Below are 19,699 nucleotides of genomic sequence, written 5' to 3' on the forward strand. Positions count from 1 at the left end.
AAAACTATTAAGTTATTTTTATGTAATGTAAAAACTTAGAAGGTTAACTTCTAAGCTTTTTTGTCTATTCAATAAACTTTTTCTCATTTGCAGAATCTAAGATTTTTTTTGCAATGCCAGTTGTTTGTTTTGCTATTTCTTGTGTTTGATTAGCAACTGATGCATTATTTTGTGTTTGAGAATCTAAGGTGTTAACTACACCATTAATTTGTTCTATACTAAATTTTTGTTCAGAAGAGGAATCTGAGATATCTTTTATAATTTCATTTGTTTTATCTATATTTTCATTTATTTTAATATAACCATTGATCATCTTACCTGAAATTTCTTTCCCCTCAACAGCTCTTAGTTTTGCTTTTTCAACTAATTCTTTAATCTCTTTTGCTGCTTGGGCACTTCTTGCAGCTAGATTTCTAACCTCTTGAGCTACAACTGCAAAACCTTTTCCTGATTCTCCTGCTGTTGCAGCCTCTACTGCTGCGTTTAAAGATAAGATATTAGTTTGGAATGATATTTGATCAATTACTGTAATTGCTTCTGAAATACTCAAAGCTTCTTCATTTATTTTTTCCATAGACTCTACTGTTGAATTAGCTAATTCTTTTCCTTGGTCTATTGAACATGTTAATTCTTTTGAATAATCTTGCATTGTTCTTATTTTACTTGTATTACTTACAACTGTGCTTGTAATCTCCTCTAAAGCAGAGGCTGTTTCTTCTAAAGATACAGCTGTTTCATTTGATGCCCTATTCAAAATATCAACATTTGCAAGAAGATTTTTTGAACTTTCATTTAATTGGTATCCATTTAACTTATTTTCTTTTAACATTTTTGTAATAATTTGACATAAATTATTTAAACCTAAGGCAATTTTACCATTTGCATTTTGAACATCTATTGTAAAGTCAAGGTTTGAATACTTTTCTAACGTAGATAAAATTGTATTTATATCTTTGTTTACATCTGTGCTTATAAACTCTATCATTTCATTTATATTTTCTTTTAACTCTTCCAAAGATTTATTGCTTGAGTCTTTTTTTACACAAATATCAAGATGCCCTTCTTTTACTCTATTTACAACACTTTTTACTTCATCAATTAAAAGTTTATCTTTTTCTATTTGTTGCGAGACTAAATGCATTTGCTCATCAATGAGTTTTCCCATCAAACCAAATTCATCATTGGTTTTGATATTTAATTTATTGATATTTTTCTCTTCACCTTTTAAATATCTAAAAAAGTTTGATAAACCCTTTTCAACAGTTTGCAAAGGAGATAACACTTTTTTTAGAGAAAAATAAACTACAAGTAGCACTAAAACAAGTAAAAAAGAATAAAGTAAAATTTCATTTATGATATTTTTATTCACATCTTCAAAAACCTCTTGTTTATCAACTTTGACACAAATATACCAAGTGGTATTGGGAATCTTACTATAAGAAACAAGATATTCTTTTTTATCATATTTTACTTCTGCAAATTTAACTTTTTCTTTTGTTTTAATATCTGTAAAATATTTGCTTTTTTTCATCAAAAACTTTTTATCTTTATGGATTAATATTTGTCCATCTTCATTTACTATATATGCATATCCTGTTTTACCAATCTTTGCACTTGTAACAATCTGTACAACACTATCAAGTAAAATATCACTTCCTAAAACCCCCATTATTTCACCATCACTTTTTAAAGGAGTATATAAAGATACAACAAGTTTCTGTAAAGATTTAGAAAGATAAGGAAGAGTAACACCAGAACCAGCTTTTTCAATGGCTTCTTTATACCAACCTCTTTTTCTAGAATCATAGTTATCCCTTTGTGGAGTTAAATAGTTGCCATTAGATAACATAGAGTAGCCATCTTTTTCAAAACCATAAAAAAGTAAAGCAGAATCACTTGCGTCAAGTCCAATTTTTAATTTTTCAGTTATATTTTTATTTGTCAGATTTTGAGGTTCAACAATTAAACCTTTGGCTATAGCTTCCATAACCAATAGTTTTAGCTTAAAATAGTTTCCCAAATAAGCAGAAATATTTTTTGCTAAATTTAATTCTTCTTCTTTTATAAGTTTATGCTCTAACGCATAGGCATTTTGAGTATTTTTTAAACCTAAAAAAATAAATGAACAGACAATGCTTAACATAACAAGCACTGTTAATTTTGTTTTGATACTTTTTGTTTTCATCTTATTCCCTCTTAAAAAACTTTTCTTTAAATATATATTTTCAAAATGAACTAAAAGTTATCTAATTCAAGTTATTTTAATTAAGGAAAATATTAAACAATCTGTTTTACACTCCTTTGATAGATTGTTCTATAGTTATATGAACTAATTTTTGATTTTTTGCAAGATGTTTTTTTATTTCATCTATATTAAGATCATGTTCTTCAACAGTTATAGATAAAATACAAGAATACTTTTCTTTACCAACTCTCCAAACATGTAAATCATTTATTTGAATATTTTTATCTATATTATTTATTGATTCTATTACTTCTTCAACTATAGGATGATCCATCTCTGCATCTAAAAGAATTTTACCCGATTCCTTTATAAGTCCTAGTGCCCAAATAAATACTAACACAGAACCAACAATACCCATAAGAGGGTCAAGCCATGTAACTTCCCATAACATTGCACCTATTAATGCAATTATTGCTAAAATAGAGGTTAATGCATCTGCTAATACATGTAGATATGCTGCCTTTAAATTCATATCATGACTATGATTATGATGATGGTCGTGATGGTGATGTTCTTCATGATGTTCATGATTATGGTGATGATGGTCATCTTTTAATAACCAAGCACATATTAAATTAACAATTAAACCTAATATTGCAATGGCAATTGCCTCTTTGTATCTTATTTCTACTGGATTAAATATCCTTTCTACTGAATGATAAACCATAAAAAAAGCAACTGCTAAAAGTAATATCGCACTTGTATATCCACCCAATACCTCTATTTTATAAGTTCCAAAATTAAATCTAAAATCATTTGCATATCTATTTGCCATCACATAGGCTATATATGCCATTCCTAAAGCAAGAACATGGGAACTCATATGCCATCCATCGGCTAAGAGTGCCATAGAGTTGTAATATAATCCTCCAAATATCTCAACTAACATTGTTACAAATGTTAAAAGTGTTGCATAAAATACATTCTTTTTAGCAATTGGATTTGATTTATCAAAATTGTGTGAATGTGAATTAATTTCTAATGTTTTAAGGGTATTCATTTTATTCTCTTTTAATAATATTTTGATACTATACCCCAGTATAGTTAAAAAATGTATTAAAGGATTGATATGGCTCATATTGTTGCAAATAAAAATAAACTACTTTTGAGAATAAAAAAAATAAAAGGGCAACTTAGTAGTCTTGAAAAAGCAGTAGAAGATGAAAAAGACTGTTTCAAAGTTTTGCAACAAATTTCTGCTTCTAGAGGGGCTATACAATCTTTAATGAATGAAGTACTTAATGATCATATAAAAGAGCATTTAGGGAACCACGTAAGTGAAGAAAAAAGAGAACAAGAAATTGAAAATCTAACAAGCTTATTAAAAACATATTTAAAATAGGAATATTTGATGATTGAGGTTTTACTATTAGCATTTGCACTTTCAATGGATGCTTTTGCAGTTTCAGTTGGCTTGGGAGTTAAATCAGAAAGATTTGATAAGAAACTAGCTTTAAAAGCATCTTTTCTTTTTGGACTATTCCAAGGAATAATGCCTTTATTTGGATATTTAGCAAGTATAGGTATGGGAAGTTTTATTGAGTCAATTGATCATTGGATTGCATTTATTTTATTAAGTTTAATCGGTGGGAAAATGATATATGACAGTTTTGGCGAAAACACAGAAGAAGAGATAATATCAACATCAAATAAAATTCTTTTACTTTTAGCTATTGCTACAAGTATTGATGCGATGGCAGCAGGATTTACTCTAAACCTTATGGAAATTAATCCTTTTATATCAATGCTAATCATAGGAATTACAACATTTTTATTTAGCTATTTTGGTATATATATGGGAACTAAAGGTGGATCATACCTAGAAGATAAGGCAGAAAAAATTGGTGGTGTGATACTTATTGTTATAGGCTTAAAGATTTTGATTGAGCATACTTTACTTTAAAGTTCTTACCTAATGTATATATCAAAATTTTTATATTAATTAAAAAATTAAAGATATTTATTAAATATTTTAGCTCTTTTGATGTATAATTTCATCCTTATTTTCAATAGTATAAAGGTATATTGAAATTATTATGTGCGAAGGTGGTGGAACGGTAGACACGTTAGCTTGAGGGGCTAATGCCAGTACTGGTGTGAGGGTTCAAATCCCTTTCTTCGCACCATTTTATAAGTATCCTAAGTTAATCAGTATATTTCTATATAAATTAGTTTCCTATTTTTTTATTAGCCCATGTAAAAATATATTGATTGTATTGTCTATAATATTTGTTGTATCATATTTTTCGATAATATAACTTTCAATAAAACCATCAGAGAATTTTTTAAATAAAATAGCAATTTGATTATGAGAATATTTTGACTCTGGTAATATTAACTTAAATTGTTTACTTAAGAACTTATATATTTCATTTACAATTGGATGATTTACAATATCCAATTTATGAAAAAAATAAGGATCATTTATTAATGTTTTTTCATTGTTCTTGTCAATTTGAATAAATATTTCATACTTATACTTTAAATATATTTCTAGATTTTCTAATGGCTTATTTGTTTCTGCACGTTTAAGATTCTCAATAAATACTTTCAATTTAAAAATTAAATATTCTAAATACAATTCTTCTTTTGAATTAAATATATTATAAATAGTACCAATTGAAATCTCTAAAAGTTTTGCAAGTTCAGAAACCTTTGAATTTTTAAAACCTTTTTCATCAAAATATTTTATTGACTCTTTCAAATAAAGTTCTTTTTTTATTTTATTGATTTCTTTATTAATACTATTGTTCATTAACTTCCTTTGTAATTATATTGTATTTTAAAAATATTTAAAATATTAAATAAATACGAATTAATCATTTTTTTATATTAAATTTTATAAAATGAACTTAATTCAATCTTATAAAATAAATGCATAGATTGTTTATCAAAATATAAAATTAGAAATGCGAGAACTTTTAGCAAAATTCTTTGAAAAAGAACCTACTACATATTCCTATTGTCTTGATGAACTAATTCAATATTACAACAGCATAGTTCTTGAAGTGGAAGCTAATATTAAAGACTAAGATATATAGATACCCGAACAGTTAATTTTATACATAAAAATCTAAAATTAGGGGAAAAAGTAAATGATTAAAAATAATATTTTTTCAGGCCTTACAGTTGGAATAATTGCATTACCTTTGTCAATGGCATTAGCAATAGCCATTGGGGTTCCTCCTCAAAACGGTTTATATACTGCAATTGTTGCTGGAATTGTAGCAGCAATATTTGGAAGTAGTAAATTTAGCATATCAGGACCAACTGCTGCTTTTGTAGTAATATTAATACCAATTGTTCAAGATTTTGGATTAAAAGGATTATTAATTTGTGGATTGATGTCTGGATTTTTTCTTTTATTAATGGGTCTTTTTAAACTAGGAACTTTAATTGAACTTATTCCTTATCCAGTAACAGTAGGATTTACAACAGGAATTGCAGTGGTAATTGCAACATTTCAAGTTAAAGATTTTTTTGGGCTTACTATTGAAAACTTTTCTGGACATTTTCATCAAAAAGTATATCTATTGTTAACGAGTTTGCCAACATTTAAAATTCAAGAACTAATTGTAGGTATATCAACTTTAGGAATATTAATTTTATGGAGTAAAACAAAAAGTAAAATTCCTGCTGCATTAATTGCTTTATCAATAGTAACTATTAGTGTTGTATTATATAATTTAACATTTCCTCAAAATCAGATTTCAACTATTTATTCAACTTTTCAATATGACATAAACGGAATAGTTGGTAATGGTATTCCTTCTATCCCTCTGCAATTTTCAGCTCCTTGGAGTGCTTATACTGTCGATGATTTATCATTGGCCATGTTTTATAAGATTTTACCCCATGCAGTTGCTATTGCAATATTAGGGGGATTAGAATCTTTACTTTGTGCAGTAATAACTGATGGTATGACTGGATATAGAACTGACCCAAATAAAGAGTTAATAGGTCAAGGATTAGCAAATATTTTAGTGCCTTTTTTTGGAGGGATACCAGCAACAGCAGCAATTGCAAGAAGTGCTGCTAATGTAAAAGCAGGAGCAAATTCTAAACTCTCTTCAATTATACATGCGATATTTATATTTTTGTGTATCATTATTTTGGCTCCATATTTATCATATTTACCTATGGCTTCATTATCAGCTTTATTACTTATAGTTGCTTATAATATGTCAGAGATTAAACATTTTATAAATATCATAAAAGTTGCTCCAAAACATGATATATATGTACTATTAACTTGTTTTATTTTAACAGTTTTACTTGATATGCAAATTGCAGTTGGTGTAGGGATGGGATTAGCATCTATTTTATTTATAAAAAGAACAATAGATTTATATTCAATAAAATTGATTAATAATAAACACTCATTAGCTCATTTTGAAATTCCAGATAATGTAGCAATTTACGATATAAATGGTCCTATGTTCTTTGGTGCAGCACAAAGAGCTTTAAAAACTTTACTAGATACAAAAAAAGATATAGAAACTGTTATTATAAATTTAGAAAATGTTTCAATAATGGATATGACAGCCTTAGTAGCATTTAAATCCATAATAGATAATTTCAAGCAGAATAATAAAAAGTTAATTATTGTTGGGGTAAGTGAAAGAATCTCTAAAAAGTTTAAAAGAATGAATATAAAATTTGATGAAAACTCTTTAATAAAAAAAGACAAGTTAGAAAATATCTTAAAAAATCTTGATAAATGCCAGTACTAGTGTGAGGGTTTAAATCCCTTTCTTCACACTATTAAACTTTTTTTGGAAGTTCGATAATAAAAGTTGCACCATAATAGTTTACAGAATGAACACTAAAATTAGAGTTTTTAACTTCAATTTTTCCATCCATATGTTTTGTAACAATCATTTTACTCAAATGTAACCCTATTCCTGAACTTTCTTTTGTACTATAAAATTGTTCAAATATATTTTTTATATGTTTTTCTTCAATACCACCAGCATTATCCCTAAAACGAATAATTACCTTAGCATCTTTTTCATATGCTTGTATTTGAATAAGTGGATTATGAATTTTTCTTTCAATAAAAGCATCTTTTGAGTTTGAAAGAATATTAACTAATACCTGAGAAAACTCATTTTGATATCCATAAATAGTTTGATTTATCTGCTTTTGTTTTACAACTTTGATATTTAATTTCATAAAGTCATGTTCTAAAAGTTTTAAGGCGACATTTAATGTATCATCAAATGCAAAGTAAGTTTTGTGTTTATCTTGAATATGAAAATTTTTAAACTCATCAACAATATTACTCATATAGTCCAATGTTTTTTGCATGTTTTCAAGTTTTACAAATAGATATTCTTTTTTTGGCATTCCTTTAAACTCAATTTCACTTTGTATAGAAATAATATTTGAAGATAATTTTGAAAGTGGAGTTCTCCATTGATGTTCAATATTGGACAAGGTTTCACCTATTGTCGCATATCTTGATTGTATATATAAAATATCATCTTTATTTTTTAGTTGCTGTTGAGACTCAAACTTTTGATTTTGAAATTTGTTAATTTTATATGAAACAATTATTGTTAACAAAATCCCAATTATTAAACTTAATTCAAAGGCTAAACTTTTTCTTTCATTTATATATTGAATATTTGGTATTGCTTCAACTTCCCATTCTCTTCCCCAAATACTAGGAAATTTTATTCTATAATTTAAATGAACATATAATTTATCTACTGCTTTATGACTAAAAATCACTTCATTGTTATCTGTATCAAAAATATTAAAGGTAATTTGTTTAGAAACACTATCATCTAAAATCGTTTTTATAAAAATATCTTCAATAACAAAAACACCTAAAACAAACCCTTTTATATTTTCACTGTTTTCTTCAAATATTGGTAAAAAGGCTAAAAAACCCTTTTTATTTTTGTTTTGTACTAATTCAATTGCTTTTGTAATTTGAGGATCTTTACTTGAAAGAGATTTTTGAATAGTTAAATTTCTACTTGGATTACTTGAAAGATCAAATCCAAGAGCTGCTTCATTATTTTTTAAAGGAGTTACATAGAAAACTGGAAAATATTCATTTTTTGATTCTATTTTTACCATCTGTTTATCTAAGTTTTGTTTTGTAAAAAAGAAATCTTTTTCAAACTCTTTTCTATCTTCATCTTTAACTTTTGGAATCCACTCTAAAGCTTGAAGGGCATTGTGTCTTTTGATTATCTTTTTAGCTTCTTTATCAAATAGTTCTCTTGAAGGGATTCTATTTTCATTGAATAAAACAGATAAAGTATATAAAGTCTCAAGGTTTACTAGAATCCCCCTATAAAAGGATTTCATCTTATTATCAACAACATTTTCAAATCTGTTTTTTATAGCTTTTTCTTCAATATTATTTATAAAATAACTAATAGTTAAAGAGAGTAAAAAACCTATAATAATTATAGAAGACACATGGAGTTTATATTTATTCCTTATCAAAGTAGAAGCCTATAGCCTTGTTCATTTTCATTTATTATTGAGTTTTTACCAATCTTTTGACGAAGTTTTCCAATTAGAACTTTGAGTGTCCCTTTGTTTAAACTGTCCCCTTCCCAAACATTTTCTTCTATACTATCATAAAAAACCAATTCATTTTTAAACTCAATAAGTGTTTCTAAAAGAAGTCTTTCTTTGTTTTGAAGTTTTTCAATTTCATGATTTTCATTTGTAAAAATATTTGTATGAAGATTGTATTTCGAAGCATTTGGAAAAACTATTTCAAATCTATTACGTTCAAGTAATTTTTGAGAGCAGTTATGTAATGCTTCTTTTAAATTTTGATAAGAAATTGGTTTTATAATATAAGATTCAAGATGTAAAGAAACAGCTTCCATTAAAAATTTTTCTGTTTTAAAGGCAGTTAAAACAACAATAGGAGTAGAACTATCTTCTTCTCTAATCTCTTTTACAAACTCCAAGCCATTTATTCCAGGCATATCAATATCAGTAAAAATAATATCAGGTTTAATTTCATCATAAAGTTCTAATGCATCTTTAGCATTAGAACTAGAATAAACTTTTTTAACTATATTTGAGATTGAACTTGTAATATTTTCTCTAATTTCATCATCATCTTCAACATATAAAACAGTAAGATATTTTAAAATATTTTTCATGGGGCAAATTATATCTAATTAACTTATCACTAAACAACATTTTTTAGTTTTTCTGGCTCAAAATGAGGGATTGATTCGATTAGTTTTTTTGTATATTCCTCTTTTGGATTTTCTAAGATATCATAAACATCACCTTGTTCAACTATCTCACCTCTGTTCATAACTATAACTCTTTCACAAAGTAGTTTAACTACGTTTAAATCATGAGATACAAAAATATAACTCATTTGAAGTTCTATTTTTAATTTTTCTAAAAGTTGTAAAACAACTGCTTGAACAGATACATCAAGTGCAGATGTTGGTTCATCTAAAATCAAAACCTTTGGATTTGTAGAAATAGCTCTAGCAATTCCAACTCTTGCTTTTTGACCACCTGATAATTGGTGAGGAAATCTAGACAAAAGATTGATAGGAAGTCCTACCATTAAGCTTAACTCTTCAACTCTTTTTTTGATTTTCTCTTTATTTTTCATATTTAACAGTCTTTTTAATGGCTCGCAAATAGAATCAAAAGCTGTAAATCTTGGATTTAAACTTTCTGTTGGGTCTTGAAAAACCATTTGTATTTTATTTCTTTGTTTCATTGATGCAAATTGAGTACTTGTATACAAAGTTATGTTTTCTTTTTCTAAAATAATATCACCAGAAGTTGGTTCAAGTAGTTTTGTAATCATACTTGATGTTGTAGATTTTCCACAACCAGACTCTCCAACCAAACCTAAACTTTCACCTTTTTTTAGTTTAAAAGATATTCCATTTACAGCTGTAAACATCTCTTCCTTTTCTCTTTTAAAATTAAAAAATGACTTTTTCCCAATTGAAAACTTTTTAACTAAATCAACAACTTCTAAAATCACCTCATCGCTTTTTTCTTCTTTTTTAGCTGATAAATTTACAGCTTCTAAATCTGAACCTTCCATTTCATCAGGAACTGCTGTCAAATCTTCTAATTTTGACTTAGGTCCAGGTGATGCTGCTATTAATTTTTTAGTATATGGATGTTTTGGATTTTGAAATAGATTATAAACACTATTTTTTTCAACTATTTCACCTTTTTGCATAACACAAATATTATCACAATATAATGCTGCCATACCTAAATCATGGGTGATTAACATTACTGACATATCTTCATTTAGAGCTAATTCTTTTATTAAATCCATAATAACTTTTTGAGTAGTTACATCAAGTCCAGTTGTTGGTTCATCGGCAATTAAAAGTCTTGGATTACAAGCAATTGCAATTGCAATCATAACCCTTTGGCACATACCTCCTGAAAGCTCAAAAGGATAAGAATAATACCTTTGTTCAGGATTTACTATTTTTACCTTTTCAAGCATTTTTATTGCTTTTTCTTTTGCATCTTGAGGTGATGCTTGCTTATGACAAATCAAAACATCTTCTATTTGTTTTCCCACACATCTGATTGGATTTAGTGCAGCTCTTGGGTTTTGAAAAATCATTGAGATTTCTCTTCCTCTGTAAAGCCTTAATTCACTCTCTTTTGCTTTTGTAAGAGAGAAATTTTCATAGGAAATATCTCCATTTGCAACAAACCCAGCAGAATCTAAAAGCCCTAACACTGTAAAAGCAGTAACAGATTTACCAGAACCACTTTCACCAATCACACCAAGGATTTGACCTTTTTTTATATCCATTGAGACATTTTTTACCCCATGGACAATTCCATTTCTTGTTTTAAAATCGACACTTAAATTATCAATATTTAAAAATGAATACATCTGTTATCCTTTATGTTCTTTAAATTTTATGTTCTCTTTTTGGGGTCAACCAAATCTCTTAAACCATCACCAAGAAGATTAAAACAAAATACTGCTAACATTAAAGCTAATCCAGGGAAAAGTGCAAGCCACCATTCTCCTGAAACAATATATGTTGCACCTTCAGCAACCATAATTCCCCATTCTGCATCAGGAGGTCTAACTCCTAATCCTATAAATGATAAACCTGCTGCATTTAAAATTGCCCATCCCATATTTAATGATACTTGAATCATCATAGGTGGTAAACAATTTGGAAATATTTGTAATGATAAAATTCTCATATTTGAATTTCCATTTAACTTTGCAGCTAATACATAACCAGCATCTCTTCTAATTAGGACTTCTGCTCTAGTTACCCTTGCATAAAATGGAAGATTAATTATTGCTGTTGCATATATAATATTTTCAACTGAGTTACCCATAGTTGCAACAATACCCATAGCTAAAACAAAAAGAGGAAAAGCCATAATTGAATCACATACTCTTCCTATAATTTTATCTAGCCATCCGCCATAATATCCAGAGATTGCACCTAAAGCACTTCCAATAAAAAATGATAAAAATACTGCAGAAAATGCAATAAATAAATCAAGTTTTGTAGCAACGATTACTCTGCTTAAAATATCACGACCTAAATTATCAGTTCCAAATGGGTGCGCCCATGAGGGTGGTTGTAATATCGCTTTTGCATCTGTTAAAAGAGGGTCATATGGAGCAATAGCTGAACCAAATATTGATAAAAATATAAGTGTAAAAAACATAAAAAAAGATAGTGCAGTTACTGGATTTTCTTTTAATACATAAATAAAATGTTTATAAAACTGATTCATCTTTTTTCCTTAATTATCTATTGAAACTCTAGGATCGATTAAAGTTAATACAATATCTATAAATAAATTCACTAATACAAATAGTAAGGCCATAGTTAAAACAAATCCTTGTACAGCTGCATAATCAGAAGCAACTAAAGCTTCAATGGCAAAAGAACCAATTCCAGGCCATGAGAAGACTTTCTCAACTAATACATTTGCACCAAGTAAAAATGAAAAGACCATACCAAGTGTTGTAAGAATTGAAAGAAAAGAGTTTCTTAAGGCATAAGTTATTAAAACTTTTCCTTGGGGTAAACCATTTGCTTTTGCAGTTCTTACATAATCACTTGACAAAGCATTTAGCATAGAAGCTCTTGTCATTCTAGCTATTGGAGCAAGAGCAAATATACCTAATGTTAAAGATGGCAATATAAGTTGTCTAACACTTGCCCAAAATGTTTCCATATCATTGGCAAGAAGTGAATCTATCGTATAAAATCCTGTCACATGTGGAGGTGATAAATATAAAATATCAAGCCTTCCAATAGGTGAAGGGGCAATTCCTAAAATAAAATAAAATATATAAATTAAAAATAATCCTGTAAAAAATGTTGGAAGTGAAACTCCCATTGTTACTAATACTCTTGTTAAATGATCTACTAAACTACCTGGTTTTGTTGCAGATAAAATCCCTAATGGAATAGCAACAAATACGGCAAAAGTTAAACCAATAAATGTTAACTCCAAAGATGCAGGTAATCTTGTACTTAATTCTTCTAAAACAGGAAGTCCTGTGTTTAATGACATCCCTAAATTACCTTGAAATAGGTTTTGTACATAGATAAAAAACTGTTCAATAATTCCTTTATCTAATCCAAGGGCTATTCTTGTTTGTTGAATTGATTCTTCATCCGCCATAGCCCCAGCAAAATAAACTGCTGGGTCACCTGGCAAGGCTCTTGTTAATAAAAATGAAATTATTATGATACCTATTATTGAAGGTATTGACTGAAATAGTCTGTTTATTATTTGAGCGAAACGATTTTTCATAATATTATGATTTTGTTATTGTGCTACAATCAAGTTGTCTGTGGAACCATGAAGAATATCCATCAACATTTTTTTGCATTGCTGCATCTAAATATGGTTGATATAGTGGAATTCTAGGAACATCTTCAAATGCAATTTCAATCATTTGCTTAATCATTGGCTCATAATCAGGGTCAGTAACTTCCATGTGAAGTGTTTTATTTGTTAATTCTTCAACTTTTTCATTTTTGTAGTTAGACCCATTAAATAAGTGCCCATATTGATATGCCCAGAAGAAATAGTAATCTGGATAATTTAACCACCCACCAAAATTATCTAAGTGCATTGGAAGTCTTTTTTCAACAAGTGCTGCTGTTCTCCAGTTTGCACCTGGAATTTTGTCTAGTTTAACAGTAATTCCAATCTTTTTTAAGGCTTCTTGAATAAGTAGCGCAGTTGGTTCTTGCCAATCTGCCATACCTAAGTTATATGATAAAGTTGTTTCAAAACCATCTTTGAAACCTGCTTCTTCCATAAGTTTTTTAGCTTTTTGGATATTTGTATCATATGGGAAAGCTTGAGGCCAAGAGATATCAGATGGTTTAGCACTTTTTGCACCAAACATTGGAACAGCTCTATCATATGCAGCTGCTTTAATAATTTGTTCGTATGGAACTGCATATGCAATAGCTTGTCTTACTTTTTTATTATCAAATGGCTTGAAATTTACATTTAAACCTAACACATGCAAGCAGTTATCAACTGGCGCACCTTGAACTTTGATTTTCCCTTCAGCTTTGAACTCTTTCACATCTTTTGGTGGAATATCAGTATAAAGATCAGCATCTTTTCTTTCAAGTAATGCTCTTCTTGTTGAAGCTGAAGGAACTTCTCTTACAATAACTCTTTGAATTGCTGGTTTTGCTCCAACAGCATAATCCTCATTTCTTTGGTAAACATATTGTTGACCTGCATCCCATCTAGCGATTTTATATGGTCCAGAACCTGCTGGCGTTTTATGTAGATATTCAGTTGCCCAAGGATCTTTTGCAGTTGCATGTTTTTTAGCAACTTTTGAATTTATAATAAAAGGAATTGGTACAGCTAAATCTGGAAGTGTTAATTTAGAAGCTACAGGTGTTTCAATTTTAAAAGTCATATCATCCACAACAATAAATTGTTTTGGGTCAGTCATCGATCCAGCTTTCATTTGAACAGTTGGGAAACCACCAAGACTTACTGCTCTATCAAAAGACCATTTTACGTCGTGTGCAGTAACTTGTGTACCATCCCAGAATTTTGCTCTTTCGTCAATTTTAAATGTAATAGATTTTCTATCTTCTGAAAATTCCCATGATTTTGCAATTTGTGGTTCAATTTTTGTAGAATCGTAAGCAATTGTTCCATCAGCTAAAGTTTTTGTTCCAAACGTTACAAGTCTATCATAGATATTAACTGTTACTTCATAACTTGGTCTATTTGTTCCTTTTCTATGTAAGTCTAAACTATTAATTGTATGACCTGAGATTACAACTAAAATTCCATCTCTAGAAGCAGCATTTGCCTCAACTGGTAAATATCTTAAAAATGGTAAAACTGACGCTGCTGCTGCAACTCTCATAAAATCTCTTCTTTGCATTTTCTTTCCTTTATATAAAATTTATTTTTTTATTGGGTATTTGCAAGCAAATATAACTATTTTTGAACTACTGTTGAATTTCCATAATACAACTCCATCCCCTCTTGTAAATATTTACAAAAAGATGTTAAAGTCTCTTCTTTTTGGGCAATTGACATTGCTGTAACTCCACTTGCAAATCCATCAGTTCTTTTTTCGACAGGTATTGCTATGGCACTAAAATTAAGTAAATTTACGAACTTTGTATATAATCCAAGTTTTGAATTTGCTTCTAAAGGCTCTTTTTCTAAATCTTTTAAACTATATGGTTTTGGTAGAGTTGGAAGAAGCAGTAAATCTATTTCTTCCATAAGAATTTCTATTTCTCTTTCTAATATTTTTAGTTTATATATATCTTTGTATACATCGCTTGATGAAAACTTTTTAGCTTTTGAAATTATCATTCTAATAATTTCTAGCATATCTTCGGGATTTTTTTCAATAATATCACCTACAACTGTATATCTTTCAGCTATCCATGAACCTTCATACAATAACTCTCCAACTATAAAAAAGGCTTCTAAATCAATTTCTTTGATTTTGAAACCTTTATCTTGTATAGTTTTTAAAGTCTTTTCATAAGATTCCTTTTCAATTGAATCTCCATAAAATATTTTTGAAAACTTATCTGGTATACCAACTACAAATTCTTTTGTATCTTTAAGTACTTCATTTTCTCTTCTTACTGAAAAAGGATCATTTTCATTATAAATAGCACTAATATCATAGATTTTTTTAGCATCATCAAGTGTTAATGCGAATATTGAAATGGTATCAAGAGTTAAACAAGCTGGAACAACTCCTTGCTTAGATAAGGTTCCTAAAGTTGGTTTAAATCCTACAATATTGTTTAAAGCTGCGGGCACTCTTCCTGAACCAGCTGTATCAGTTCCTAAAGAGAAACTTACTATTTGATGAGATACTGCAACAGCTGAACCACAACTTGAACCACCAGGAACAATTTTTGGGTCAATAGCATTCTTAGGAGGAATAAATGGGGTTCTAATACCTACTAATCCTGAAGCAAATTGGTCTAGATTTGTTTTACCTATACAAATTGCACCAGCTTCTTTCAAAAGTTTTACAACAAAGGCATCTTCTTTTGGAATATATTCATAAGCTTTACAAGCAGCAGTTGTAGGGATATTTTTTACATCAATATTATCTTTAACTGTAAAAGGAATTCCCCAAAGTGGTTTTTTCTTTAAATCCATTTTATCAAAAGATGATACTTCTTCTAAAATCTCTTCTAAAGATTGAAGATAAATAAAGATTCCTTCATCATCAACTTTTTCAATTCTTCTATAAACTTCTTTTACGATATCTTCAATTTTTGTACCATTTTTATAAGAGGAATGGATACTTTCAATATCAAATAGTTGTTCTTCTAACATTATCAACCTTTTCAAATTTGATAATGAAATTGTAAAAGACAGTGGTAAATTAAAAGTTAATTATTAAAGAGTTTAAATATTAAAAAGAGTTATCTTTATTATAAGACTAGCCTAAAATAGCATCTTCTAATAAAATTTTTAATTATACTTTTTATTTGGTATAGCATTAATAAATATTGCAATTACAACTAATACTCCTCCAATAATAGTCATTTTAGGTACTAACTCACCCAAAACAAGCCATAGCCATACAGGAGCTAAAACTGTCTCAATAATAGAGAATAAACTAACCTCTGCTGAAGTGATATATTTAGTAGCTAAAAAAATCAAATACATTGCCAATGGAATTTGTATAAAGCCCATTAAAAATAACCATTGAAGATTTTCTGATGTTACATCAAAAATATTGTCATTTGAAAAATACATTATTATTGCAATTAGAAAACCACTTAATGAGATGATCAAAACCTTTGAAAAATGTTGATATTTTCTTAATAATGTTAATTCAAGTCCAATTGCAATTGCTAAAAGAACCCCTAATAAATCCCCTAATGAACCAAAAGAGGAACTACTTCCAAAAATAATTGCTATTCCTAAAAATGATATTATTATCGCAATCAAAGTATTTTTTTTAATTTTTTCTTTTAAAAATATGTAACTAAATATCGCAGCAAAAAATGCTGCTGTAGCAAGAAGTACAACTGTATTTGCAGCAATTGTATACTTTATGGAAAAAACAAATAAACAAGTCCCTGCACTAGAAAGAATTGTTACAAGACTAAAAGTTAAAAACTCTTTTACTTTTATTTTAAATGTTATTTTACCTCTATTATTTACAAGCCATAAAAGAAGCATACTAATACCCATAAATAAGCCTCTATAAAAGGTTACAACACTGGCATCTGTGTTTGCTAATCTGATTATCAATGCATCAAAACTAATTATAAAAACACCTAAGGTAGCTATTATCATACCTTGTATTCTTGTGTCTTTTAACAATACTTCTCCTAACTTAATGATTTTAATAAAATTTGTAGTTTTATAATTAGTTTTTAATAGTTGGTTTTTCTTCTTTTATCCATGATTTTATACCATTTTGCAGATGAAATACATTTTTATATCCTAACTTTTTAGCTAAGAAGTTTCCAAGCATGCCTGTTCTGTTACCAGATCTACAAACTAATACAAAGGCTTGGTCTTTATTTTTTACATGTGAAGTAAATTCTTGAAGCCATTTTTCAACATCATAATTACCATTTTGATCAAAGAACATTAAAGTTTTACTTGTAGGAACAACACCTGTTTGTACCCATTCAGGTGGAGTTCTTATATCAATAACAACTACATTTTCATCGATTTTTTTTTGTAGTACAGTTGGATCTATCCCAATAAACTGTGCAAAACTAAATACTGATAAAAAAAGCAAAGAGAATACTATTTTCATTTAAAATTCCTAAATATAATATATCTAATATATTAACTTAAATTAATTAAAAAATACTAACTTGCTCAAGATTAAATTCTAAACTAAAGGTAGCTCTATTTTAAATACAGCATTATTATTAATATTATATGCAGTTATTTTTCCTGAAAAACTTTCTTCAATAATTTTTCTACATATAAGTAAACCTTGACCTAAATTCTTTTCTTTTTTAGTTGTTTCATATTCTTCGAAAAGTTTATTTGGCAATAAAGATTCATCTATTTTCCCTGCATTATCAATAATCTCAATTATAATAGAATCATTTAAAAAGGCATTTATAAATATTTTTTTATCATTTACTTTATTCCTTTCAAATTCATCAATTGCGTTATTTAATATAGATAATATAACTTGGGCAAAGTCATTTGTATAACCTTCAATAGAAAGGGTTTCATCCATATCATAAATAATTTCAATTTCATTATGTTTTAATCTTGTTGATAAAATATTTCTAACACTTTCAAATACTTTTTTAATGATAAACTTACTTGCTTTTTCATTTGGATTAAAAAAGTTTTTAAATTCATTTGAGATTTGTACCATGATTTCTACTTGAGTATCAATCTGCTCAAAATGATTATCTATCTCTTCAATATTTATATTATTTGCTTCTATATTTAATCTTGCTCCACTTGATATTACTTTTATAATATTTAAAGGATTTTTCCACTGATCAATTAAATTTGCTAAAAGATTTCCAATCTCTGCCATTTTTGCTTTTTGTATTAAATCTTTTTCTAAAGAGATTCTTTTTTTGATTTCAATATCAACTAAATTTTCTAATTGTTGATTTAAAGATTTTAGTTGTGTTACGTCAATAGCAATTCCAAGAACATAAACCTTATTCAATTTCCCCAATAGTGATATTTTGATCAACTTTGTATCAAAAAAATATCTTTTTGAATTCGAATCAGTAAATTCTATCTCCTCTTCACTTCTTCCAATGTCAAGGGCTTTATCAATATTTTTTCTAAAAGTATTTGCATATTTGCTATCAAGTAAATCTTCTATCCTCTTACCAACAATCTCTTTTTTACTTTTTGCACCAAGAATTTTCACCATTGAATTATTAACTACTACAAATTTTCCTGAGTCATTTTCAAGAAATACAGGATAAGGGGTGTTATCAATAATCGTATCTAATATTCTTGCATTCATTGATTGAACATAAATTCCAATAAGAATCACTGGAATTGTAATAATAAATACAGTAAAGAAAATTAAAAATGTATCATGCTTTACTAAAGCAAGTTTTTCTTCAAAAATAGAGTTTTTTAAAAAATAGATTACATAAAAATCATCGTCAGTCAAAACAAGTTTACTTAGATAATATCTTTTATTTTTGTCAACATGATTATTCTTTATTAACTCATTGATATTAGGGATTTCATCTATCACTTTATATTTTGTGTTTAGTTGAGATGAATAATTTTTTGACTTATTAGGATGCAAAAAGAAATTGCCATTTTTATCCATATAATAAACATCAAAAAATTTATTTTCTACAAGAGTGTTTATAATCTCTGATGCATTATAATTAATTATTAGTATTCCGTGAAGTTGATTATTTTTATATATCGCTTTCGATATTCTAATAGTTGGGTTATAAGGGTGTTGGATTTTCTTTTGTTCAACATTTAAATCTAAATTTGATATATAGTATTCCCCATCTTTTAGTGAAATAGTTTTTTTGAAATAGTATCTTTCACTTTTATCTTGTAGATTCTTTTGTTCAAAAACCTTATTGTTTTTATCTTTATCAATTCTAATTTTTTCCATTCCATTTTTATCTAAAAATCTTAATTGAAAAATAGGTAAACTAGCTTTTGTGATTGTATACATAATCTCTTTTAAATTGTTTGAATCATTTGTATTAAGATAGTTTGAAAAAGCTTGTGAGTTTTCCAAGGAATCTAAAATATTTTTGTAGTATGTAAATTTATCATTTATAAATTTTTTAGTTTGTGTAAAATCATAATTAGCAATTGTATTAAATTCATTATAGATATCATCTTTAGCTTTATTTACCAAAAATAGATACAGTAAGCCTGTGATGATTATATTTATGAATGAAATAATGAGTAATGATTTTACAAAATATCTAATTTTAGAATTGTCATTTATCATTTTAA

The 19,699-nt window shown here is 27.7% G+C and carries 16 protein-coding genes and 1 tRNA gene; 4 read left to right on the forward strand and 13 right to left on the reverse strand.

Features of this window, described 5'->3' with window-relative positions; genetic code table 11:
* Positions 1-64: 64 nt before the first annotated feature.
* Together AC2TY9_RS15005 and dmeF are read right to left on the reverse strand one after the other, a co-directional pair.
* Entirely contained in the window at positions 65-2,185 is a 2,121-nt protein-coding gene (locus AC2TY9_RS15005; RefSeq protein ID WP_489778353.1) for a methyl-accepting chemotaxis protein, read from the reverse strand.
* Between the two features lie 106 nt (positions 2,186-2,291).
* A complete protein-coding gene (dmeF, locus tag AC2TY9_RS15010; RefSeq protein ID WP_489778355.1) occupies positions 2,292-3,245 on the reverse strand; it encodes a CDF family Co(II)/Ni(II) efflux transporter DmeF in 954 nt (317 codons plus the stop codon).
* A 69-nt stretch (positions 3,246-3,314) separates the two neighbouring features.
* On the opposite strand from dmeF, the gene AC2TY9_RS15015 reads away from it, so the two are divergent.
* The 3 genes from AC2TY9_RS15015 to AC2TY9_RS15025 all read left to right on the forward strand — a co-directional run bounded on the left by AC2TY9_RS15015 (position 3,315) and on the right by AC2TY9_RS15025 (position 4,371).
* Positions 3,315-3,587 carry a metal/formaldehyde-sensitive transcriptional repressor gene (locus tag AC2TY9_RS15015; protein WP_489778357.1) on the forward strand — a complete coding sequence of 91 codons (273 nt, stop codon included), beginning with the start codon at positions 3,315-3,317 and terminating at the stop codon, positions 3,585-3,587.
* A gap of 9 nt (positions 3,588-3,596) precedes the next feature.
* Positions 3,597-4,148, forward strand: coding sequence for a manganese efflux pump MntP (locus AC2TY9_RS15020; protein ID WP_489778358.1), 552 nt, complete (start codon positions 3,597-3,599; stop codon positions 4,146-4,148).
* 137 nt (positions 4,149-4,285) lie between these two features.
* Positions 4,286-4,371 (forward strand) — tRNA-Leu (locus AC2TY9_RS15025).
* A gap of 50 nt (positions 4,372-4,421) precedes the next feature.
* Here AC2TY9_RS15025 and AC2TY9_RS15030 read toward each other — a convergent pair.
* Entirely contained in the window at positions 4,422-5,000 is a 579-nt protein-coding gene (locus AC2TY9_RS15030; protein ID WP_489778359.1) for a TetR/AcrR family transcriptional regulator, read from the reverse strand.
* 340 nt (positions 5,001-5,340) lie between these two features.
* Between AC2TY9_RS15030 and dauA the strand changes: the two genes are divergently transcribed.
* Positions 5,341-6,978: a C4-dicarboxylic acid transporter DauA gene (gene dauA, locus AC2TY9_RS15035; protein WP_489778360.1), complete on the forward strand. Its 1,638-nt coding sequence runs from the start codon at positions 5,341-5,343 to the stop codon at positions 6,976-6,978.
* 31 nt (positions 6,979-7,009) lie between these two features.
* Here the strand turns inward: dauA and AC2TY9_RS15040 are convergent, their stop codons facing one another.
* From AC2TY9_RS15040 to AC2TY9_RS15085, 10 genes are all read right to left on the reverse strand, one after another.
* Entirely contained in the window at positions 7,010-8,710 is a 1,701-nt protein-coding gene (locus AC2TY9_RS15040) for a CHASE domain-containing protein (protein WP_489778361.1), read from the reverse strand.
* Entirely contained in the window at positions 8,707-9,387 is a 681-nt protein-coding gene (locus tag AC2TY9_RS15045; RefSeq protein WP_489778362.1) for a response regulator transcription factor, read from the reverse strand. The genes AC2TY9_RS15040 and AC2TY9_RS15045 overlap by 4 nt, the downstream gene beginning before the upstream one ends.
* 29 nt (positions 9,388-9,416) lie before the next feature.
* Positions 9,417-11,129 (reverse strand): dipeptide ABC transporter ATP-binding protein, encoded by a 1,713-nt coding sequence (locus AC2TY9_RS15050; protein ID WP_489778363.1) that lies wholly within the window; start codon positions 11,127-11,129, stop codon positions 9,417-9,419.
* A gap of 26 nt (positions 11,130-11,155) precedes the next feature.
* Positions 11,156-12,001: an ABC transporter permease gene (locus AC2TY9_RS15055; RefSeq protein ID WP_489778364.1), complete on the reverse strand. Its 846-nt coding sequence runs from the start codon at positions 11,999-12,001 to the stop codon at positions 11,156-11,158.
* A gap of 9 nt (positions 12,002-12,010) precedes the next feature.
* Positions 12,011-13,033 (reverse strand): ABC transporter permease, encoded by a 1,023-nt coding sequence (locus tag AC2TY9_RS15060; protein WP_489778365.1) that lies wholly within the window; start codon positions 13,031-13,033, stop codon positions 12,011-12,013.
* 4 nt (positions 13,034-13,037) lie between these two features.
* The gene (locus AC2TY9_RS15065) at positions 13,038-14,651 is read right to left on the reverse strand and encodes an ABC transporter substrate-binding protein (RefSeq protein WP_489778366.1); all 1,614 of its coding nucleotides are present in this window, start codon (positions 14,649-14,651) and stop codon (positions 13,038-13,040) included.
* 56 nt (positions 14,652-14,707) lie between these two features.
* A complete protein-coding gene (gene atzF, locus AC2TY9_RS15070) occupies positions 14,708-16,084 on the reverse strand; it encodes an allophanate hydrolase (protein ID WP_489778368.1) in 1,377 nt (458 codons plus the stop codon).
* Between the two features lie 138 nt (positions 16,085-16,222).
* Positions 16,223-17,083, reverse strand: a complete 861-nt coding sequence (locus tag AC2TY9_RS15075) for a DMT family transporter (RefSeq protein ID WP_489778370.1) — start codon at positions 17,081-17,083, stop codon at positions 16,223-16,225.
* A 46-nt stretch (positions 17,084-17,129) separates the two neighbouring features.
* Positions 17,130-17,528, reverse strand: a complete 399-nt coding sequence (locus AC2TY9_RS15080; protein WP_489778371.1) for a rhodanese-like domain-containing protein — start codon at positions 17,526-17,528, stop codon at positions 17,130-17,132.
* A 78-nt stretch (positions 17,529-17,606) separates the two neighbouring features.
* Entirely contained in the window at positions 17,607-19,694 is a 2,088-nt protein-coding gene (locus AC2TY9_RS15085) for an ATP-binding protein (RefSeq protein ID WP_489778372.1), read from the reverse strand.
* Positions 19,695-19,699: the final 5 nt, after the last annotated feature.

The sequence above is a fragment of the Arcobacter sp. ISO1 genome, assembly GCF_058105185.1.